This is a genomic window from Phyllobacterium sophorae (genome assembly GCF_003010965.1).
GTDB lineage: Bacteria > Pseudomonadota > Alphaproteobacteria > Rhizobiales > Rhizobiaceae > Phyllobacterium > Phyllobacterium sophorae.
Window position 1 is genome coordinate 181,641 of the sequence record NZ_PGGM01000005.1, and the last position, 22,170, is coordinate 203,810.

General features: G+C 55.2%; 17 protein-coding genes and 1 tRNA gene. 8 read left to right on the forward strand and 10 right to left on the reverse strand.

The window, feature by feature from the left end:
• Positions 1 to 8: 8 nt before the first annotated feature.
• The 3 genes from CU103_RS13455 to CU103_RS31075 form a co-directional block, all read right to left on the reverse strand.
• Positions 9 to 2,102: a type I secretion system permease/ATPase gene (locus CU103_RS13455; RefSeq protein WP_410010370.1), complete on the reverse strand. Its 2,094-nt coding sequence runs from the start codon at positions 2,100 to 2,102 to the stop codon at positions 9 to 11.
• 87 nt (positions 2,103 to 2,189) lie between these two features.
• The gene (locus CU103_RS13460; protein WP_106664443.1) at positions 2,190 to 4,211 is read right to left on the reverse strand and encodes a hypothetical protein; all 2,022 of its coding nucleotides are present in this window, start codon (positions 4,209 to 4,211) and stop codon (positions 2,190 to 2,192) included.
• A 112-nt stretch (positions 4,212 to 4,323) separates the two neighbouring features.
• Positions 4,324 to 5,217, reverse strand: a complete 894-nt coding sequence (locus CU103_RS31075) for a hypothetical protein (RefSeq protein ID WP_146147793.1) — start codon at positions 5,215 to 5,217, stop codon at positions 4,324 to 4,326.
• Positions 5,218 to 5,894: 677 nt separating this feature from the next.
• Here CU103_RS31075 and CU103_RS13470 point away from each other — a divergent pair.
• From CU103_RS13470 to CU103_RS13485, 3 genes are all read left to right on the forward strand, one after another.
• Positions 5,895 to 6,713 carry a helix-turn-helix transcriptional regulator gene (locus CU103_RS13470; RefSeq protein ID WP_106664445.1) on the forward strand — a complete coding sequence of 273 codons (819 nt, stop codon included), beginning with the start codon at positions 5,895 to 5,897 and terminating at the stop codon, positions 6,711 to 6,713.
• 4 nt (positions 6,714 to 6,717) lie between these two features.
• A complete protein-coding gene (locus CU103_RS13475; protein ID WP_106664446.1) occupies positions 6,718 to 7,200 on the forward strand; it encodes a hypothetical protein in 483 nt (160 codons plus the stop codon).
• 698 nt (positions 7,201 to 7,898) lie between these two features.
• Positions 7,899 to 8,135: a hypothetical protein gene (locus tag CU103_RS13485; RefSeq protein WP_106664448.1), complete on the forward strand. Its 237-nt coding sequence runs from the start codon at positions 7,899 to 7,901 to the stop codon at positions 8,133 to 8,135.
• Positions 8,136 to 8,513: 378 nt separating this feature from the next.
• On the opposite strand, the gene CU103_RS13490 is transcribed toward CU103_RS13485, so the two are convergent.
• From CU103_RS13490 to CU103_RS13510, 5 genes are all read right to left on the reverse strand, one after another.
• Positions 8,514 to 9,251 carry a TfuA-like protein gene (locus CU103_RS13490; protein ID WP_106664449.1) on the reverse strand — a complete coding sequence of 246 codons (738 nt, stop codon included), beginning with the start codon at positions 9,249 to 9,251 and terminating at the stop codon, positions 8,514 to 8,516.
• An 8-nt stretch (positions 9,252 to 9,259) separates the two neighbouring features.
• Positions 9,260 to 10,516 carry a YcaO-like family protein gene (locus CU103_RS13495; RefSeq protein ID WP_162707223.1) on the reverse strand — a complete coding sequence of 419 codons (1,257 nt, stop codon included), beginning with the start codon at positions 10,514 to 10,516 and terminating at the stop codon, positions 9,260 to 9,262.
• Between the two features lie 75 nt (positions 10,517 to 10,591).
• Positions 10,592 to 11,092: a hypothetical protein gene (locus tag CU103_RS13500; protein ID WP_106664451.1), complete on the reverse strand. Its 501-nt coding sequence runs from the start codon at positions 11,090 to 11,092 to the stop codon at positions 10,592 to 10,594.
• 124 nt (positions 11,093 to 11,216) lie between these two features.
• Complete coding sequence (locus tag CU103_RS13505; protein WP_106664452.1) at positions 11,217 to 11,465, reverse strand: hypothetical protein; 249 nt, start codon at positions 11,463 to 11,465, stop codon at positions 11,217 to 11,219.
• 44 nt (positions 11,466 to 11,509) lie between these two features.
• Positions 11,510 to 13,534 carry a BTAD domain-containing putative transcriptional regulator gene (locus CU103_RS13510; RefSeq protein WP_106664453.1) on the reverse strand — a complete coding sequence of 675 codons (2,025 nt, stop codon included), beginning with the start codon at positions 13,532 to 13,534 and terminating at the stop codon, positions 11,510 to 11,512.
• A gap of 800 nt (positions 13,535 to 14,334) precedes the next feature.
• Between CU103_RS13510 and CU103_RS13515 the strand changes: the two genes are divergently transcribed.
• Complete coding sequence (locus CU103_RS13515) at positions 14,335 to 15,015, forward strand: hypothetical protein (RefSeq protein WP_106664454.1); 681 nt, start codon at positions 14,335 to 14,337, stop codon at positions 15,013 to 15,015.
• A 257-nt stretch (positions 15,016 to 15,272) separates the two neighbouring features.
• On the opposite strand, the gene CU103_RS13520 is transcribed toward CU103_RS13515, so the two are convergent.
• Entirely contained in the window at positions 15,273 to 15,878 is a 606-nt protein-coding gene (locus CU103_RS13520; protein WP_106664455.1) for a hypothetical protein, read from the reverse strand.
• Positions 15,879 to 15,967: 89 nt separating this feature from the next.
• Here CU103_RS13520 and CU103_RS13525 point away from each other — a divergent pair, with 89 nt between their 5' ends.
• The 4 genes from CU103_RS13525 (at position 15,968) to CU103_RS13540 (ending at position 21,905) form a co-directional block, all read left to right on the forward strand.
• Positions 15,968 to 17,800, forward strand: coding sequence for a type I secretion system permease/ATPase (locus CU103_RS13525; RefSeq protein WP_106664456.1), 1,833 nt, complete (start codon positions 15,968 to 15,970; stop codon positions 17,798 to 17,800).
• Positions 17,797 to 19,635, forward strand: coding sequence for an HlyD family type I secretion periplasmic adaptor subunit (locus CU103_RS13530; RefSeq protein WP_245448771.1), 1,839 nt, complete (start codon positions 17,797 to 17,799; stop codon positions 19,633 to 19,635). The genes CU103_RS13525 and CU103_RS13530 overlap by 4 nt, the downstream gene beginning before the upstream one ends.
• Before the next feature lie 58 nt (positions 19,636 to 19,693).
• Positions 19,694 to 20,764 carry a hypothetical protein gene (locus CU103_RS13535; protein WP_106664457.1) on the forward strand — a complete coding sequence of 357 codons (1,071 nt, stop codon included), beginning with the start codon at positions 19,694 to 19,696 and terminating at the stop codon, positions 20,762 to 20,764.
• Between the two features lie 211 nt (positions 20,765 to 20,975).
• Entirely contained in the window at positions 20,976 to 21,905 is a 930-nt protein-coding gene (locus tag CU103_RS13540; protein ID WP_106664458.1) for a helix-turn-helix transcriptional regulator, read from the forward strand.
• A 183-nt stretch (positions 21,906 to 22,088) separates the two neighbouring features.
• Here CU103_RS13540 and CU103_RS13545 read toward each other — a convergent pair.
• Positions 22,089 to 22,164: transfer RNA gene (locus tag CU103_RS13545), tRNA-Phe, on the reverse strand.
• Positions 22,165 to 22,170 lie beyond the last annotated feature (6 nt).

The window sequence follows — 22,170 nt, forward strand, 5'->3', positions numbered from 1 at the left end:
CCATTCACCTATTCGGCGGCTCGGATGATTGGAACCGAATCCGCCTCTTTGTTCTTGCGTGAGAGTGCTTCCATCACTGTTGCCCGCGTACCGAACATCGTCACCGTGCCGTTGCTCAGAACCATGATCTTGTCGACACAGTTGAGCAGAGCCGGCCGCTGGGTGATCGTCACGACGGTTATCTTGTGCTTCTTTGCATGAAACAGGGCTTTGGTAAGGGCGGCATCGCCCTGGGAGTCGAGATTGGAGTTGGGCTCATCGAGCACAACGAGGGTCGGATTGCCGAAGAATGCCCGCGCCAGCGCAATGCGCTGCTTCTGGCCTCCGGACAAAGGTGCGCCATCGGCAGCAACGACGGTCTCATAGCCTTGCGGAAAGCCTGCAATCAGTTCGTGAACGTCCGCCAGCACCGCAGCGTCAAAAATCGACTGGTCGCTTACATCGTCGCGCATCCGGGCGATATTTGCCTTGATCGTACCGGGGAAGAGCTGCACATCCTGTGGAAGATAGCCGATGTTTTCACCGAACTGCCGCTGATCCCAGTTTCGCAAGTCCATCAGATCAAGACGAACGCTTCCAGAAGTCGGCAAGATCGATCCAACCAGCATTTTGCCGAGGGTGGTCTTCCCGGCACCTGAATTGCCGATGATCGCCATGGACTCGCCGGGCATCAGCGTGAAGGAAATACCGTTCAAAATGACTTTCTTATTGGGGGGCGGAACGTAGAGAATTCGATCCACGTCAAGTCGGCCCTGCGGGTCCGGCAAGCGCAAGCGTTCAAAGTTCAATGGCGAAGTCTGCAAAAGATTGCGGATACGGCCAAAAGCCGAACGGAATTGGATGAAATTGTTCCAGCCCTCGATCGCGCCTTCGATCGGCGCGAGCGCACGACCGGCAATAATCGACGCGGCGATGACCATACCACCCGTCAGCTGCCCGTCGATCGCCAGATGTGCACCCCAACCAAGCATGGCGACCTGCGTGAGCAAGCGCGAGCATTTGGATATGGTGGCGAAGACGATGTTACGATCCTGGGCTTTGACCTGCGAACGCAATGACCCTGCCATGTCGCGGCCCCAAATGCGTACCGCTTCCGGAATCATCGCCAGCGCATTGATAATCTGGGAGTTCCTCGACATGGAGTCGAGATGCAGCATGGCCCGGCTCTGATAATTGGTCGCCTCGGCAAAGGAAGCGGCGGTTGCCCGCTGATTGATGAAGGCAATGACGATGAGAATGAGTGACGAGACCACGACGATATAGCCAAGGTGTGGATGCACCAGGAAAACTGCCAAGAGAAAAATCGGTGCAATCGGCGCGTCAAAAAATGACAGCAGCGTGCCCGAAGTCAGGAAGGCGCGCAGCTGCTGCAGATCGCCGAGCACCTGATAGTCTTTTCCGTTGCCGTTGAGCGAAGCGCGCGCTGCAGCGCTCAAGATCGGCGCACCCAGTTGCACCGCGACCTCGACTGCCGTGCGCATAAGAATGAAGCGGCGTATCGCATCGAGCACGACCTGAACAACGACGGCTCCGACAATGACAAGCGTCAGCATGATCAGCGTATCGGTCGAACGGCTGGTAAGGACGCGGTCGGATATCTGGAAAAGATAGATCGGGATTGCCAGGACGAGGACGTTCAGAAAGACCGTGAAACCCATGACGATGACAAGGTTCTTACGGACGGCCCTGACGCCATTGTTGAAGCTGTCGCTGAAGCTGACCGCTGCAGTACGCTTGTGAAAGCCGCCGCCATGGCCGGTTTCCCGAATCCTGAGCGGCCCGCGATCACCTTCAATGACCTTCCCGACTTCTGCAGCAGCGGTGTTCGCGGCTGTGGATTGGAAGTGGGGAGCGCTCGCAGCCTTTGCCGGCTCCTCTACCGCGGTGTCCACCGAATCGGCCGGGGTCTCGCCAACCACCAATTCACTCGCCGCAGGTTCGACCATGTTCAGGATGGGCGTTGCATCCGCAGTTGCCGCTTCGGCGACTTTTACTGGCAATGGCGGGACAGGCAGGTCGGTATCCGTCTCCTGCCGAAACAGCATGGTAATCGTGCTTTCCATTTCGGCCAGCAGTTCATCGAGTTCTTCGCGGGCAGCCATTGCCTGCGGCGCGTTCGAGGATGTGGACCGCACTTCGGCCTGCTCGTCATATTTCATGCTTCTCGCTCCCTCCGCGCATCATCGTTCCTATGCGAGAACCGTTTGCATGACATCGACCGAGTGGGTGGTGTCCGGAACGTGAATAGGAGCGGCGTGGTCGTTTGTTGCCGGCGCGTCCGTTTCATGGTCGAGAAACGCCACCACTTCATTTGCCAGCGGCTGACTTTGGCCGGTCGCAGGTATTGCGGTTTGGGAAACGATAATTTCGGCTTGGATCAATATGGCGTCAGAATAAACGGCACCTCCCACATAGGACGTGCCCTCCCCGTGCGTATCGTCATCGACGATCACGGCGACGTTGATCAAAGCGTTCGAGCCCGTGCTGATATCCCATACTGTATCGGATGAAGCGGTCAGGATCCCGTCTTCAAAGTGTGCAACGTAGTCCGCATCACCGAGGATATTGACCTGTTCGATATAGTTCAGATCGTAGACATTGCCGGATATGAAAAGAACGCTCAGGCCTTCGAACCCTTGGAAATTCTGATCATGGTGGAAACCATCGGGCATTTTATAATCGCCATTCGCAAGCCCGTTCATAGCCTGCAGATAATGGTCCGGAAGACCGCTCACCCAATTGATGGTGTCCCCATTCTGGATACTGGCGGCGTTCCACAACAGGTTATCGCTTGTCGACAAAGCGCCATCGTAATTGTTCGCGGCGCCACCCGACGTGAATGTGTCGTTGTCGAACAGGATATTGGTCTGGAAGATGAAATTGCCATCGTAATAATCGCCGCCGATGAGCACGAGATCATAGGAAGTGCAAAGGTCGGCAAAGGAAGCCGAATTGATTGCCATGTTTCCGCCGGTAATGATTGTGGTATAGGCACCGGTCGCCGAAAGCACATGCATGTCATTGTCGGAAATGAAGCTGTACTGGGAGATCCAATCCATCTGGATCAGATCGCCGCTGATGAGCGTAATCTGCCAGTTTTGCGGAAATGCTGAAGCGTTGCCGGAGGCATCCGCCGATTGCAGGTCGTCAACCTGATGAACGAAGTTGGCAATGTTCATTGCATTGGTCGATGGCTGACACATTGACTGCTGAGCCGAAAAACCGTTCTGGAACGTGTCCACATCGCTAAATGCATTGGTCTGAATGACAACATCAATGCGGCAGTAGTTGCCTGCGACGGCAAAATGCGCGCTGACGGTATCGAGACTTTGCAGGACCACCTCATTTACCATGAGGTTGGCGCCGGCCTGAACCGTTATGGAGCCTACAATGTCGGTCCCATTGATCACCGCCGGCTGGCTTGTCACCGTCGCCTGTGAACTGCTGTGATCGGTTTGCTTGATGGCTTCCGGGATTGCATCGATCAAACTCGGTGGACCTGCCACTTGCGAACCATTGACAAAGAGACCATCGATCGTGGGCGCGGAGACCACCGTTACACCAGGCGTCTGGGCCAGCGGTCCTGTCGCTGCTGCGTGGATAAACGCCGACTGATTTGCGAAGAATTGGGCCAACTCAACCCCAGAAGCCGGGATGGAAGCTGACGAAAACGGCTCCGAAATGGAAAAAGCATTGGCGGACAAATGCGCAAAGGCCGCATCATCAACAAAGTCGATATTAACGGGGGCGTGGTCACCCATGATCACGACGTCGTTGTCTTGCATATGATTGGTTTGCTTCAGGACAAGCGATGTCTCGGAAGGGCCTGGCCCAACGAACGGTTCCTGCTCGACACTATGTGGATTTGGATGATGTGAGCTTGAAGCGTGGTGCTTCGGCAGGGGCTGCGGGGACCTGTGTCCTGAGATATCCATTTCAATCGTATCGATATCTACCCATGGCATGGCCGGCTGACCAAGCGGCGACCACACGGGCGGAGCGTAGTGTATATCCGGTTCAAATGATCCGGGATTCAAATACTGGGTCGGATTGGTTTGAACTGAAAGGATGTCATTGAAGTCCGGCTCCTTCGCTGGCGTCGTTTCGAATTCACGGTATTCGAACCGTGCTCTCGCAGCCTCAATGGATGTATGAAAATAGCCTATGAAGTGAGCAATCGATTCTGAAATCTGATCACCAAAACCGAGCATTATGATGGTCCCCGCTAAATTTCACGGCAATCCGCCACCTTGCTGACAAAGAGGTCTGCGCAAAGATTGCGCAGACCAATGTCAATTCAGGCAGAATGCCTGCGTGTTACCGTCACTCGCTGTCGCCACTGATGGTGGTGTGCGTGTAGGTTCCGTTGATAACGGTAGCGTCGAAAGCGTTCTGCTGCAGATTGGCGCCGAGAACTATTTCCTGCGTAAACGCTGTCGATGTAATGTTGGCTGCAGCACTTGCTGCACTGGAACCAGCCAAGTCGTCGTCGGCATGTGCGCCGCCGCCGTCGTTGCCAAACCAGCTGTCCCAACCACCATCGCCACCAGCTCCGATACCATCACCCGCTGTCGCAGCACCCCCGGTTGCATTCAGCGTTACGCTGCCCGAGTTGTCTTGGCTGACGTGAGCGAGCTCGTCATTGTCGACCAGATCTGCCACCTGGTTAACAGCAAATCCGGTGTTCGTACCCGCACCGTTAAACGCGCTGTTGAAGATGTTCGAGAAGTCGACATCGTTGCCCGGATCGAAGTTGATGCTGCCGGAGTCAGTGATAAACATGTTGTCGAAATTGGTATTAATCAGATCGAGATCTGCAAAATCATTGTCAGTAGGCAGATACCCATCCAAGTTCACGCCAACATCAACAGTCACGGTCGTCTCCGACGTGTTGGTATTGGTATTGTGGTTATCACTTTCATTCAGGTTGGCATTCAGATTACCATTGGCATTCAGATTGCCATTGCCATTGAGGTTACCATTGCCGTTGAGGTTACCGTTGCCATTCCAGTTCGAATTGTCCGAACTTGAATGCTGATCCTGGCTTTGGCCTTGCCCCTGTCCTTGCCCCTGCCCCTGAGCCTCCAGTTGCCCCTGAGCTTGCCCCTGTAACTGAAGGGCCAGTGCGGCAGCCACCGCTGATGCATCGGCATCTGCACTCGCTGACGGATCGCCACCCGGGTGGAAATTGTAGTTGTTGTTCTTACCGTTACTCATAAAAAGCCCTCCGATTTTATTGTGGTCGGAGCCAGCAAGAACCTCTATGCATTTCAAACGAGGTTATATTGCGAGCGCCGCATGCTTTTTTTTGAAAACAGACGTCATTTATTTACATAGCACCAGCGTGATTCTGGATACTATTTGCCAATGGTGTTCAATTTTGTTTTTTTCACGGGATTACTACTTGGACATCCCCACACACAACTATGCGCCCAAGCCTTGTAACGTTAATCCCAAAGCGGCCAGACGTTAAGCTACCAATTCTGTTTAGGTGCGGGATTAGGCTGTGATCAGCGGGTATTCACCTCTGAAGTCAAAAAAATGCAATCGTTTCAAGAGCATTTCGGAGCGGGCGCCTTGGAACCTGATTTCGAAGGATTAAAAAGCCTTGCTGCCCATAGTTAATATTGTCGAGAAAACCAGCCGGAGGACCGAGTGTTTAATGCTCTGGCGCGAGCTTCGAGGACCTCATAAACCCAATTAAATGCTAGGTTTTTGCCTGGTCACGGCCACGTCACGCGCGATTTATTAATTCTTTGGTAATCAACACGGATAGTTGGGTTTAGGCAGCGCATAAAAACTGAATAGAAAGAACTTACCCAAATAAAAAACAATAAGAGAACACAAATCCGGAGAGAAAATACTTCTCTCAATAAAGGGTATAGGGGAAAATTATGAGTGGAACAACACAGCGTACAGTATCGAACCATCTTCAACTTGGGTCGAAGAATGACAATGAAACAAAATTCAGGACTGGCATCTTCATTTATGCCGAATCTGGCGTCGTTTTTCAGGGATTGGTCCAATCACTAGAGAGAACATTCCCGGATCTCAAAGTCAGCTTGTCGAGCAAACTTGCAGAGTCCGATGAAACTGACGCTGAAACGGGCCTTGTACTTGTGCATGCCCACGCAGGTTTCGTCTTCGATCTCCCTGATTGTGTAGCGCGATGCAAGCAACGTTTCCCGAACGCTTCCATCACGCTCATGATTGATGAAAACAATGCCGGTATCCATGAATTCAACACCTTGTTTGACAGCAAACTCGTGCAGGGGCTTCTTCCCTTCAGTCTGAAACTCGATATCTGGCTGGCCGTGGTTTGGCTTTTGTTGAATGGCGGTGAATATTATCCGTCCACCATCGTGCGCTCAATGGACAAGGCAGCAGCCGGCAAGGCGCACTTGCACAACAATCAAGCAAAGGGCGGTGCCGGGCCAATGAAGACATTGACCCTCCGCGAGCATCAGATATTGGAGCTTCTTTCGGAGGGCTTGCAGAACAAGATCATCGCTGATCGCCTGGCGCTCTCGGAACACACCGTAAAGGTGCATGTGCACAATCTCATTCGCAAACTGCGTGTTCACAATCGTACCCAGGCGGCGGCAGTTTACCGGGATAGCATTGACCAGGAGGAGTTCCGGCCCCCTTTTAAAGCGTACGGTACGCCGATCGTGCGACCGGAAAACACTTACGCGATGGGTCAGGCCATCTAACGCGATGTCCCGCATCAATGACGTACTGATGCTGGTGGGCAAACTGAACTATACGTGGACGAACACCGAAAGCCTGTTCATCTACCTGATTGCCCACCTGCTCAACACGAACAAAGAAGCGGCGACGGTCATTTTCCTGACGCTGAACACGACGCGAGCGCGCATTGATTTGCTCGAACGGTTGGCAAAGATCAGCTCTACGACGCCGGAGTCGAAAGCCGCGGTTCTCGAAATCACCAGCCGGATGACACGCGAGCAAAGGCTGCGCAACAAATACAACCATTGCATTTATTCGTTCGACGAATCGGGCGTCATGGCGTCGACGCAGTTGATGCGGATCGTCGACATGAATGACAATTTGAAATACGGAAAGGTCGAAGCGCTCGACGACGAGGAGCTGCAGCGCATTCAAGCAACGATCGATGCGATTATCGAAGTGAACAGGTCCATCTGGTCGTTCATCAAGCAAAAAAATATTCAGGTCTGAACCGTGCTGCGGCGAGGCAGGTTGAATGTCAAAATCCAACAATGCCATACGGCAACGCCACCGGAATCGATGTCGCCGTCGGAGCATGGGAGTAAATCCTTCGCGGCCATCAATAATTATCGCTACGTGTTTGCGGCCGGTTTTAATCACTATTAATTATTGACGAAAAGGCAATATACTATAACTTATTTGTGATACGGAACCAAATTGAGTGCGAATAAGGAAAATCCAAAATATAGTTCTCATTAATTTGGATAAAACCAATTTTATATTGAATAACTTATTTTGGTACTTCTTGGGGGAAGAAGATTTATGCGGATCGCTGACCATACGGGCACGATCCAACAAGTAAGATCCTTCGCTTCGCGCTGAAGCGGCAGGGTTGCGTTTGAGAAATGAAAGGTCGTTGGGGGGCCTATATTATGCTGTACAGACCAGAACCACTGATTGAACAGTGGAAGAAGAACACGCCGCTAATAAGCCGCTTTTCCGCCGGAGCAGCGGCTATCATTTCAGCGATTGCCGGGTACATCGTTCAGTTCCAGGCATTGGCGGGTATTAACCCGGCCACATGTGGCAAAGCGTTCATCCGTTGCAGACCAGGATCCGTCGCGAAGGGCAACCGCCGAGCATAGCACCGGCCCTGCCCACGGCCACACCAACATGCAATTTCACGCAACATTTGCCCAAGGGTATTTATGCGCAACCGTCTGCAGACATTTTGCCCATCAAAGACTGTGCATTCACGGATCGTCAATGCACTCTGGATCGAATATGGCGGTACTCCATGGAATATGCCACCCGACTGGGAGCCTGAGCGTGCCTGGGCCAGGCAGCTGGATCTGACGTTGATACCCAATCTTGGGCCGATGTCGGTAGCCATCCTGGTACAATGGCTTGCCGCCGGTGATGATCACACCGAACAATCCGAGTAGTATCCCGCCTACGGTTTTTCCACACAGCCTGAATCGTGAAACGCGCTAGAACGCGCGTAAAATGGTTACTGTGCGTTGTCGGGATTGGGATGGAGCCGAATTGATTAAGGTCCGATGGAGGCAGTGCTACGCCGAAATTCTAATTTACTAACTATAGAATTCCGGCGTAGGTCCCCCACTGACTGCCCGCTTGCTCCCACACACGCTTGAATGCTTTTTTTGTTTTTGTTTTCATGCGTTAAACTTGCGACCACGGGTTGAGATTATGGCCCCCCCCGTTACGTCAGCGTGACTCGGATGCAATTTCCGGCACATTTTCCATGGATTGGAATAATTAATTGGGGTTAGGCGCAATTAGAACGCCCTCAATAGTCCTGATTAAACCCTCAGCTTGCGCCATTGCGACGTTGCATTGAACTGCCATCCGGCGAAATCGGAACCCAGTTCCGGTGCCGCCACGCTGTTGCGGTCGAGCAATACATCGAGCAAGGCCTCTGCATCTTCGCGCTTGATATTGCGGATATGCGGCTTCAGCCGTTCGGCCGCCCCATCGATGTCGGGCGACACGACGTTGAAGATGCGCCGCCAGGTGCGCTCCTTGAAAAAGACAGCATCGGCTTTCGCGCGGATGAAACCATGTTCCTCGGCAGTAATCGCTCTGGCGGCAAATGCTGCGTCAAGCGTAGCGTCGATAGTGACCATCGCTTCGCTGAAAGCAACATAGCCGAACTCGGCCGGCGCATGGACCTGAGCCACAGCGGCATCGTCTTCCAAGCCACCAAATGCGTAACGCTCAAACACCGTGCCGATGCCGATCATGCCAAAGGGATGGCACTCGGCAGCGCGCAAGGCTCCCATGCTGGCAGCGCCATAAACCGTAGCACCCGCCGACAACGCGTGCAGGATTTCCTTGTGCCAGACGGCAGCGACGTCTTCGAACCGGCCATCGACCAGACCGATGACGCGAAAGCCCTGATCGACCGCATGGGTAATGTCGCCGCATTTCGCCGGACCACGGCAGGTCAGCGCATACTCGGACAGGACGCGGTCTTCCCCGGTGCGCATGGGCACGAACTCAGTTCCGGAAAGACTTGGACCTGCAAACAGGATCTTCATCACCGCTCCTATTGCCGCAACATGGCGTTAAGACCACGTCCGCCGAAGCGATGCTTGCGCGTGCCCGCCGGGCTTTCAAGCTCATTGACCAGTACGCGGCAGACCGACATGCCATAGTCCTCACCGCCAAGCGGCACGGCGACGACACTGCCAATGCCGCGCTGGCGCAGCGGTTCGAGGTAGGTTTCGAGGCTGGCGCGCAGATGCAGCTCGGGCTCCTCGAACCGCCAGTGGCCGGCAGGTTCTGCGTGAATATAAACGCCGAGATCGGGCGCGAGACGCTGGTGATATTCCGACGGGTCGAAATCATCGCGCGCGCCAGAAATATTGGTGATGCGCGTCTGCGCCGCCTCAGTGATCGCCCGCATGGCGGCAACACGCGGCGAAAGATGACAGCCATAACCGGCAGCCAGGTCGAAGTGCAGATAAGTGCCGTGCTGCGTGGCCGGACTGATCGTCGCCATGAACACCGGCAGGCCGATATCCGAAGTCATGTTGAACAGGCGCAGGACGAAGTTTGCAGCGGTGATACGCTCCGCCAGCCAGTCAATGCTGCCATCGGCAAAAACGGCCGGATCCACGCAGTGCGCCTGCACGCCCGTGTCGCGCTGGAAACGCCACAACTCGGTCGCGTCTCGTTCCACGCGCTCGCACAATCCGTGAATAACCGCCTCCAACAGGCAATTGCCTGAGGCGAGGCCGTCTGTCGACTGGCAATAGTGGAAGGATCGCCGCGCCGAGGTAAAATCGAGCGAGACAAGCTCGCGCGGCACGAACACCGGCTTCTGCTTCAACAGGTCGAAACCTTCGAGCCAATAGTCGGCCACGTCGGGCCCGGGCTCATCGGCACCGCGCATCAACAGCATGCGGCCGTCAAATACCGAATGCCCAGCGTCGAGCAATTCACGGCGGCTTGCGGCGAAAGAGATGAGCGGTATATCTTCGGCAATAGCGATCTCAGCAGCTTCCATTACGGCCGAGGCGCGGGCATGGGCCGCACTGACGCCCTTTCCCTGGCTGACGGCGAGAGTCCGGCTGTTTGGCCGGACCGCCATCCACACCGGGATGCCAATGCGGTCGAGGCCGGTGACTTCGGCCATCCGGACGATGCCCAAACGAGAAAAATGTGGCCGCAACCGGTTTACGGTTTCGTCCGCATCGATCAGTCGTGTCGACGAAGGTTCGTCAGGACGGAAAGCAGAACGAAGGTTCGCTTCGTCTGCCACCAGCCGGTCAGGAACCGGAATCCCGGCCAATGGTTTCATTGCCACTCCATCAGCCCGCAAATACGCACCCATCACAAAACCATCCGAACTCCGGATAGCTGTTTACAACATTCTTCAGTTTATCGCAGCGGGACCCGCTGAAAATGATTTGTCCGACGGATTGATCCGGCCATCACAGGAGTAAGCCCGCTCCGAGGGATCGCTACGCCCATCAAACGAATAGGCACGCTCCGAAGGATCGCTACGGCCATCAAACGAATAGGCGCGTTCCGAAGGATCGCTACGGCCATCAAACGAATAGGCGCGTTCCGAAGGATCACTACGGCCATCAAACGAATAGGCGCGTTCCGAGGGATCACTACGGCCATCAAACGAATAGGCGCGTTCCGAGGGATCACTACGGCCATCAAACGAGTAAGCCCGCTCCGAAGGATCGCTCCGTACATTGTCCGCAACGATGGTTCTTTGACCGCCTATCGTCGCAAGGAAATCGCTGCCTGCCCTGCCAGTTGAATTTATAACATCTCTGTCGAGACATTCGACGCTACGCTGTTCCAGATCAATAAGCCAAAGCTTGTTCGTCTCTGGTTCGTCAATGATGTAAAACTTTGCCATGCGAATAACCTTTCCAAGAGGAGAGCCCACGCGGAAAGGTTATTCCAATTCTTGCATACGTCAATGAAACCAGAGTATTTAATTATTTCTTACCCATATATTTCGTGTAGATATCCATTCTGTCTTAATCATCTACAACGTAGGATTGCGCCTTTGCTCCAGTCCGAGTGCCCGCGGCAATGGCAATGTTAATGCCCTTCACTGTTGTAGTACCAGTCGTCCGGGCCCTGTTTATTTCTTGCAACAAGTTAGAGTCAGCCCCCGTAGAACTCTTGAGTGACGCTTCCGTAACCGGCGTGACTGTGCGGCTGTCGATATCAACGAGCCACAATTCCTTTTCGCCCGTCTCGCCGATAATGAAATATTTCGCCATGAAGATGCCCCCTGTTGAGTGAAGAACCGTTGATTTGATAAGTGTTATTGGAAGCCAGCTTCCCGCAACGAAGTCTCATATTTCTTGCGTTGTTCTGGTAATCTGAGGCACATGCTCTTGGTCCATTCGTCAATCCGAAAGTTCGGATTATCTTCGAGCGCCAAATTCCGATACTCATCTGCCTTTTCGCGTTCGCCAAGCATCGCCCAGCATGCAGCCATAAGTCGGGATGCCACGCGAGGATTTTTCATCTCTTCAATGAATGCGACCGCTTCGGAATGCCTGTCCAACGCGTGAAGAGCACCAGCTCCCACCCAGTAATAATAATCGGGTGCCAGCGGATTGTGGGCAATCGCTTGGCGGATTTTTTCGACAGCTTGCTCCAGCCAACCATAATGCGTCAGCGCATCAGCATAGTCCGCCAGTAGATCGGCATGTTGCGGATTGATGGATTCGCCCTGGTCGAAATATTCGAGACTGTCGTCGAATTTGCCAAGATACATGCTGATCGTGCCGAGCTCACGCAAGGGGCGCTCGTCGTCCGGATCGGCCGGTGCAGCGCGCTTGGCGATCTGCTCGCCCTCAAGCAGGATGTCCTTTTCGCTGCGCGCCAGCATCAGCCACTCCTTCTGCATCGTCCGCGCGATACCGCTCAGCGCCGGCACGAAATCCGGTGAGGCGGTCAAGGCATTCTTGAAGGACTGCCGTGCCTGACGCAATTTCGGAAGATCGAACTTGTCGATCTCGCGCTTGCCGATCAGATACCAGTAGTACGCATTCGGATCCTGGAACAGCTTGTTGTAGCGGTCGAGTTCCGACTTCTCGATGACCGATACGACCGACAGGATGATGCGGATCGACAGCTGGCGGTATTGCTGCTCGGGCAGGACATAATCGAATTTCTGCTTCTCGGCCCAGACGATTTCCTGAGTGGCTACATCGATCAACTTGACCGACAGGAAGCAGAAGCCGTCGCGGCGAACGATCTTGCTGTCGACAACGTAGTTCACACCGAACTGTTCACTCAGTCCGCCAAAGCTGTCGATGGATGATTCATTCACCACCCTGCTCGATGTATAGGGCGCGACGACGGAAAGCGTGCGCAGGCGGCAAAGCCCGATGGTGATATCGTCGACCAGCGAGGCCGCAAGCTGCTCCATCGGATCCGATGCATTGTGCGGCAGATATAGGACGATGACCCTCGGCAGGCCTGCCTGCCGGTTCTGCTCGATCTGATTTGCAGCGAGGATCGAACGGGGCGTCTGAATTTCGATACCGTTGCCACGCAGGGCAACGCTCGGTTGCGCCATGACGAGCGCACGCGTCGTCGTCGGCGAGAGCTTGGGCAAGAGCTGCTGATAGAGCTCTATCGTCTCTTCTTCCGGCTCTACATCAAGATCGTCGCGCAGCTTCTTCGTGCATTCGCGGAAGGTCCGCTCAACCTTGGCGATCAGGCCCAGTTGCGATGCTGTCTGCATCAAGGTTCGGTAGCCGACTTCCTGATAGGGGTCGATCTCGATCAGCTTGCGGGCACATTGGCGTTTTTCATCGATGCTGACGCCCGCCGGCTTGTTGACCATTCCCAGCAGCATCGTGATCAGATCGTCGCGTAACCTGACGCGCTCCACATCCAGCCACTCGTCGAAATCGGAATTTTGCGGTTCATTCTGGGCGAGAAGATCGCCCGTGTAGAGCTCGCAGAGGCCAAGGACGGACTCGATATCGCCTTTGCGCGCAAGATTAATATATTCGAGCAGATCGATGCGGAGAAGCTCAGCCTTCACCTGCGACAGGTTAAGGTAGACATAGGTCGCGTCGCCCTCGATGAGGTTCAACCCGTATTGTTCCTGGAACTTGCGGATGCGCGCCAGGCTCTGGCGCAAGTTCATCGAGGCGTGTGCCTGGTCCGTGTCGGACCAGAGGACCTGCGAAAGCTTTCCGCGGGAAATGGAATGGTTGTCGTTCGCCAAGAGCAAATAGACGATGATGCGAAGAAAATTCGCAGGTACACGCGGGACGAGTTGTCCGCCCAGACTAACAGTTGCCTCTCCAAAAACCGCCAGCTTCATTCCGACCTAAACCCCGGATTATATTTGATTTTCTATATGCCTATGCCCTGCTATTCCAGTTAGTTCCATGCCTCTTGCAATTTAACTCTACTATAGCTTGAAGTAGTTCTCTATAGGGGGCATCAGCAAAAAGTCTAATAAATACGAATTAAGTTTCTGCTGATTTTAGCAGTATTTTTCCCGTTAAAATCCCCAATCTCCATAATTTCCAGCGTTTTGCCGCTCAACAACCAGCGTCGAAATGCGCCGCTTCGCGGCGGGCCCCCGCTGTCAGAATGTCCGGACAAGGTAACAAAAATACTACAAGTGCAAATATTCGACCGTTGGGTGAAACCGGTTTCTTTCGGCTGGAAACTAATTTTCGGCGGAAAAGCTTGATGCGGCTATAACGAGCCGATCAACCGCCAGTCTTTCTTCGTCGGAAAGCCGGCTACGCACAGGAGCTCAATTTTCAAAGCGAGGCTGCGCTTTCACGACAGCGAAAACCAGGGCGGTGGCGCAGCGGACCGCGGACCGCCAACCTGCAGGAATCCAGCCAAGATTTCCAAAGTAGTTCGATCAGCAAATGATCTTCGATCACTTTCGTTTCCTGATATATCGCAAACGTAGGGATTAAGCTTATCGGGTCGTTTTGACACGAAAAATGCGATTTCACCTACCGCTGAGCTAATCCCGAGGGCTCTATTACCGCATCCACGGCTATGCGGCATCGCCAAACTTGGCATCTATGCGTGCTCTTCGAAAGATGGGACCCTGCCTCACTCAGGCTGGCCGACGGCCACGCAATGGAGAGACGTGCGATGGAACCTGACGAAGACGAGAACGACACGATGGTTGATCAGGACCTGGACGATATCGACTTCAGCGAGGACGACGATGCAGATGACCTCGAAATCGACGTCAGCCAGGATTCCGAGCTTGACGACGATGTCGACACGGACGTGACAATCATCGGTTCACAACCCGTCACCGTCGAAGTCGATACTGAGTTCGATCAAGACGGCGAGCTTGATCAGGATGCAGACGTTGATAGTGACACGGATGGCTCGAGCGGCCGGGCCGTCGATATCAATACTGATCAAAGGCCTGAAGTTGATGAGCGAATCGAAGTCGACGTCGAAGTCAGCGAAGGCGATGACGGGAAGATACTCGTCGAAATAGACATCGATGTCGAGGACGATATCGAAATAGAAAGCGATGCGGATGTCGACGTGGACGACGATGACGAGGACAGTTTTGAAGTGGGAGTCAACCAGGACACCGAAAGCGACGACAACATCGATGTCGACGTGGAAGTCCGGGACGATCTCGACGCCGATGTCGATGTCGACGTGGCTTCGCTTGTAGGAGCGATAGTGGGCGCGATCGTCGATGGAGAGGATGATGATGACGCCACCAGCCTTGGCGTCGCCCTTGACGAACTCGCCGGTATTGATGGCGATATCGATGTTGTCGTTGACTTGGGCGACATCGACGCCTGAACGCCGACGCTGGGAGGTCACCTAAATGGTTCCCGGAAGCCCGGAACACCGAAGGGCGTCACCGGATTAGGTTAACCCTCACCCAATTAGATAACCCATTCAGCCCAGGTTGATAAGCTAATCAGCACAGCTGAACGAGCCCCTGAGCCTGCGGTATTGCCGGTTCGGTCGAATGCCAATTGGCAGCTTTTTTCCATCCCCTTGAACAGACATCCTGAATCGCATCGATGGTTGCCTAATGACCGCATTGAAACGCGTCATGACCATCGATCCGCTCCGGGGGTTGGTTCGATGGAGCGGGTTTCCTCAAATGTGGGAGTAAGCAGATGGGTGATTTTGAAGACAACGATTTTGACTTCGACTTTGTCGCAGACATCGATCAGGACCTCGACCAGGACCAGGATCTGGATGTAGACGTCGATACCGACCAGGACTCTGACGTCGGTATCGACAATAACAATGATTCGGACGTCGATAACGACTCCGATCAGGACGCAGACACGGACAACGACGCTGATGCGGACGCTGATTCGGATGCCGATACCGACAACGACGCTGATGCTGATGCTGACGCGGATGATGATAGCGACGCAGACGCTGATGCTGATGCTGATGGCGACGCAGATTCCGACGCGACTGCTGATGCCGACGCTGATGGCGACGCCGACAACGACAATGATACCGACAACGATGTCGACCAAGCCAACCAGAACGCCGTAGACGTCGATCAGGATCAGACAGTCGACGTAGATGTCGATCAGGATCAAGTTGGCGAACAGAATGCCGACATAGATTTCGATTTCGATTTCGACTTCGGTTGATCGCTTCTGATTGCGGCGCCCGGAAACATCCGGGCGCCGCATTTCCGGCCCTTTCGGTTAACGACAGCGAGGAACAGCGCGGCTACGGACGCTTTCCGCCGTTGTGACAGCCACATGGAGACATTTCAGCCATGGCTCTCTCTTGGATGAAAACGCGAGCAACGACCGAAATAGAGCGTGCATTCGATCTCTGCAAACCCTCGTTGCTGCTAGTGTTTGTGCTCAGTTTCTTCGTGAACCTTCTGGCTCTCACGGTCCCCCTTTATCTCTTGCAGATTTATGATCACGTTCTTTCCAGCCGCAGTCTCGACACGCTGACGATGCTGACTTTGATTGTCATTGCCGCGCTGGCCGTCAACGCGATTCTCGATGCGTTGCGCCGTTCAATGCTCAACCGTATCGGTTCCTGGCTTGACGATCGACTCCAAGCTCCAGTGCTCAATGCCGCCGTCCATTCGGCGCTGCGCAGTGATTCAGCGGCCGCCGGCCAGGCCTGGCGCGATATCAGCGGTCTGCGGAGCTTTTTCGCCGGTACAGCCTGCACCGCATTGTTCGATCTTCCCTGGACGCCGATTTTCATCCTGGCCATGATCCTGGTGCACCCGCTTCTCGGCATAATCGGCCTTGGGGCTTCAATAGTCCTTATCGCGCTGGCCCTGCTCAACGAAATGGTAACCCGCAAGCTGTTTGCCCGTTCGAGCGCAGCGTGGGTCGAGAGCCAGCACCGGTTCGGAGGGCTTTTGCGCAATGTCGAGGTCATCAGCGCCATGGGCATGCTGCCGGGCGTTGCCCGCTCATTGCATCACGATCAATATCAGGCGAAAGAGGCACAACTCGCCGCCGCCGGGCGTGCCACCGTGATCCAGGCGATTGCCCGCTTCATACGTCTGCTTGCCCAGGTAATTGTGATGGCCTGTGCCGCCTGGCTGGTAATCCTGCACGATATCAGCCCGGCGGCAATCTTTGCGACTTCGATCCTTCTCGGCCGCTCGCTCGGACCAGTGGAAGGCGCAATCAATACCTGGAAGGCAGTCACAAGCGCGCGCTTGAGCTATGACCGTCTGCGCAAGATTTTGGCGGCCGCTCCAAAAACGCGAAAAGCAATGCAGCTGCCGCGCCCGAATGGTCAACTCTCGATCGAACGGCTGACATTCCTGCCTCCTGGCGCCGAGGCGCCCGCATTGCGCCGGCTCACATTTGTACTCAATCCCGGCGAAGTCCTTGGCGTGGTTGGCGCTTCGGGAGCAGGCAAATCGACACTCGGCCGACTCATCGCTGGAACAATCGTGCCAACCGCAGGGCACGTGCGTCTCGATAGTGCCGACGTAGGTATCTGGCTTGCCTCGGGGGGACACAGGCACTTCGGCTACCTGCCCCAGGACATTGAACTGTTCGGCGGCACGGTTCGCGAGAACATCTCACGCTTGCAAGAGGCGCAGCCGGAAGAGGTGATTGCGGCGGCTTCCATGGTGGGGATGCATGAAATGATCATGCGGCTTCCCATGGGATACGAAACGAATATCGGCGATGGCGGCATGCGCCTGTCCGGGGGACTGCGGCAGCGGCTCGGTCTGGCCCGGGCCTTCTTCGGCCACCCCCGGTTGCTCGTACTGGACGAGCCTAACGCCAGCCTTGACGCCGATGGCGAAGAAGCGCTGCGGCAGGCGATTCAGGAGATGCGGAACCGCGGATCGACCGTCATCATCATCGCGCAGCGCCTTGGCATTCTGAACATGGCCGACAAGGTGCTGGTCCTGGATAATGGCAGCATCAACGCCTTCGGCAACCGCCGGGAGATTGCCGAGAAAATCAGGACCGGCCGCACGAGCATCCCCGTGAGGCGGCCGCGGATCACCGCCGCGACCAGGAGCGTAAGACGGCTGAGCAACAAAGGGACGACAGGATCGTCTGACGCGTCAAATGGGTCCGTTGCCAAAGAACAATCCGAGGGGGCCGTATCATGAAAACTTCCAATCACGCCGAAGCGAGCCACCTTGCAGTTGCCGCAGAACCGCGCATGACACGCTTGCACGGCCTGCATCGATTGGCAGTGCGCTCGATCTCGGCTGTCAGCGCTCGTGTGAAGGGCACCGGCCTTGCCATCAGAAAAATCGCGGCGGCTTCCATGTCGATACTTCGCCTCTGGTTGCTGGATCCGATGCGTTATATCGCCGGCCGGGTGTTTTCCGGCATCAGATCGATCGTGACGGGCTTCCACACCATCGTCAAAAAAAGTGTTGCAATAACCACAACCGAACTGAGCTTGAGGGTGCTTGACCCCATGCGCCTCCTTGTCCGGCGTGCTTTGTCAGTCATGGGTGCAGCGCGAGGCTCTGGCGTTCAACCCACACACCACCGGGCCCTTACGGTGCCCGTGCAAAGCGGTGCACCTGCGGATCGGACTGGCTTGTTCCCAAAGAGCGAGTTCAACGGGGCCAGCACGTTTGCAAATGGCTCCGGCAACAATGTCACACCGCGCCGTGCCGCTGCGAAACGGGAGCTCGGCGCAACACCATTCGCACATCTGCGCGTTCTCGCCGTCACCGCGTTCGCGATCGTTGGCATATTTGTGATCGGCTTCGGCGCCTGGGCATCATTTGCACCACTGGAGAGCGCCGCCATTGCCGGCGGGGCAATCGAGGCGGAGTCCAGCCGCAAGACCATCCAGCATCTGGAAGGAGGTATAATCGGACGCATTCTGGTGAAAGATGGCGACGAAGTCACGGCCGGACAGCCACTCATTCGTCTCGATGACATGCGGGCCCAGGCCAACGTCCTGGTACTGCAGATGCAGCTCTGGGAAGCACAAGCTCTGGAAGCCCGTCTGCTGGCAGAACGTGACGGCCGGCAGGCGATCCAGTTTCCGCGGGCCTCCGGGCAGGTAGCTCAGACCCCCCAGTTCACGGAGATAATCGGGGGGCAAGTCAAGATATTCGAAACACGCCGCAACCTCCTGGCATCGCAGATTGATGTCATTCAGCAGCGCAAGGCTCAAACAGAACAGGAAATCGCCGGTTTGCGGTTCCAGATAGAGGCAGCAAAGGAACGTGCGTCGATCATCAAGGAGGAAGTTGCCGGCGTGGCACCGCTGGTGGCCAAGGGCTTGCAAACAAAAGTGCGACTGCTGCGGCTAAAACGCGAACAGGCAGAGATCGACGGACGGCTTGGTGACCTTCAGTCACAGATCTCCCGCTCGCAGCAGTCTATTGGCGAGTCGCAGGCCATGATCCTCAAGCTGCAGAGCGACCAGCACAGCGAGGTTGCGCAAAGTCTTCGCGAAACGCAGGCCCTGATTTCTCAGCTGGCCGAGCGGATCCAGGCCGCAAACGACATACTCGCCCGTACCGTTGTCCGCGCGCCCGAGGCTGGCACTGTAACAGACTTGCGGATTCACACGCCGGGCGGGGTCGTTGCAGCCGGTGAGCCCCTGCTTGACCTTGTCCCGCGCCAGGATCAGCTGATCGTGCGAGCGCTGGTCAAGCCGGAGGATATCGACCTGGTTCGTCCCGGCCTCGAAGCACATGTCCGTCTCCTTTCCTACAAGCACCGCCGCGTACCTCCGGTCGATGGCGTCCTGACCTATGTCTCCGCCGATAGTCTCATCGACAAGCAAACGGAGCGTGCCTACTACACCGCCCGGGTTCGTATCGACGAGACATCCCTGCGCAATCTGCCGGAGGTGGAGATCATGCCCGGCATGCCAGTCGAAGTGATGATCAATACGGGGGAATTCACGGTCGCCCACTATATGCTGCGCCCTGTGCTGGATAGTTTCAACCGGGCCTTTCGCGAGGATTGAACCATGGACGAGCGTCTGATCGAATTGACGGGCTCCTTGGGACAGGGGGAGAATTCTCATGTTCTTTACTGATAAGGGTACACGCGATCTGCTGCCTCTCATCGAATTACATCTGGATGAGATTACGGGAGCGCCACCGGAATTTGATGGCGATCCCACGCCGGCGGCCAATGTCCCGCTCCAGGCAAACCCCTCTGAAATACCATCGGCAGAAAACGCGCCGCCGGTCGAACTGGAAACGGATAAGGACGGAATGGTAACGTCATCGCCCGGAGATCCGGTGCCGGCGCCCGCCAACAATTCCGTTGCGCAATCAGTTGGCGACGTCGACGCAGCTACAGTTCACGAAATTTCTATCCCGCTGGACCAGAGTTTCTTCGAGGGCAGGCCAGTCATGCTCACGATCCGGGGAGCAACCGGCGAGCTTGAACACAATACCGATGCCGGACAGGCGCCCAGCGCATCCAGTCACGCCGGCGACAGCCCCATTTCGAGTCCGGCTGCTGGCGCGCCCGGTATACCTGGTGCGCCTGGCGAACCAGACGACGCTCATACGATCAATGTCACGCAGTATGCCGAGGTCGAACAGGACGCGAGCATCTTCGTCAGCGGTTATGTCGGAGAAGTGGTCGCACGCGTACATATCGACCAGACACTGGTGATGGATCAGGACGTGGACATTTCGTTCACCATCGACGGCGACGGACACTTTTCCGTCCTGCTCGACCAGGACATGCGTATCGACCAGGATATCTGGATCGATATCAATATCTGGGACGAGGATGGTGTTCTCTATGTGGAATTGTTCCTGCGCGATGCAATCGAAGTCGAACAGGACACGGCAATTGATATGGAGATCAGCGATGGACCGCCTGGCGGCACTGTCGAGGTGAACCAGTTTATTGAACTCGATCAGGACGTCCATGTTCAAATCGACATCGAGGACGAACTTGAAGAGCGTTATATAATCACGACCAAGGTTGACGTCGTCCAGGCGGCCTATGCCGATGAAACAGCCGTCGTTGGCGTTACGGGCCGGGACGGTGAGATCGACCTCGACGTGGACGCCTCGCAAACGGCATTCGTTGACCAGGAGACCGTCGTGCATGCGGATTTTGTCATGGTCTAGAAGAAGCCTTGAACCAAGGGGCAAGACTTACACATTTTGCAGAACCGAGATGTTTGAAACTCGCCGCAAGTCGATGGAATCTGGAGGTATTTCACGCAAACACAACTGCAGGTAGCTAATTGCCCTCAAATTCGGTATTATACTGTCAAAAAAAAATCCGAGGGTTCGCATCTTTGTAAGGAGTAAACGGGGAAAGCGTAAGGGGGGACCTATGTCAGTCTCATTTGCCGCCGAAGTGCACGGCTTCAATGATATGCACAGTATTGCCAATGACCACATTTCAATTGTCATAATCGATTGCCAGACATTATCGCGAAGCTGTCTCATACGTATCCTGCGAGGAGAACTTCCAGAAGTCGCCATCCACGACATTGTAACATCGGACGGACTGGTGGGTATCATCGAGAAGAACATCAACCTTGCAGTCCTGAACATAGAAAACTGCAAACTGACCGATGAGTGGGTTTCGATAAATCTTGCTTATATTCACCAGTTGCGGCCCGACACACCGCTCATGCTCCTGACCCAGCTTGACGAAGCATCGATTACCGATGCGACGATCGCAGAAGTCGCCCGGTGGGGCGTGAAAGGCTATACGACAAACACCGCCCCAGTCGAAGTCGTCCTTGCGGCCATTCGCTTGATCCTGGCCGGCGGTGCTTACTATCCGCGGTCGATGCTGGCCGAAGAGGGAACCTGTCCGAAATCGGTGTCTGGTTCGTCCGATATTATCGCTTCGCTGCCCATGCCGGCCAATGGCGATGTGGATGAATCGTTTGCCCTCACGAATGCATCAACGATTGCGTTCACACAGCGCGAGAAGCAGGTCCTGGCGACGTTGCGGCGCGGCCTTCCGAACAAGATCATCGCCAGCGAGCTGGATCTGTCGGAGAACACGATCAAGGTGCACATCTCGCACATCATGCGCAAGCTCAACGCCACGAACCGGACCGAGGCGGTGGTCTTTTCACAGCAATATGGGTCCGCTGGCGTAAGAAGCAACGGAGCGGCGTTGCGTCCAACACCCAGGCCCAGCCCGACGGAGGCGTATCTCGCTTCACTCGCACTGGTTGGCCTGGCGTTCTTGAGCGAACTTTCCACGCTCGTAACGATCGGCAGCGAATTTCTGAGTCCGCTGTAATTTCGAGGTTGCAGGCGTCCCCACGCCTGCAACCAACCGAGATCGAAACGCTGCAGAATTCGATTGAAAGCGGACTGAATGCGGTGGTCCGCGAACCGGCTCGCCCGTGAACATGAAAACAGCAGCCGTATTGGAATGCTGCGCATCTCCGGTTTGAGATACTCATATCGGTCGATGGAGAAGTGGTGCCCAGACGCGGATTCGAACCACGGACACGCGGATTTTCAATCCGCTGCTCTACCAACTGAGCTATCTGGGCACTCCA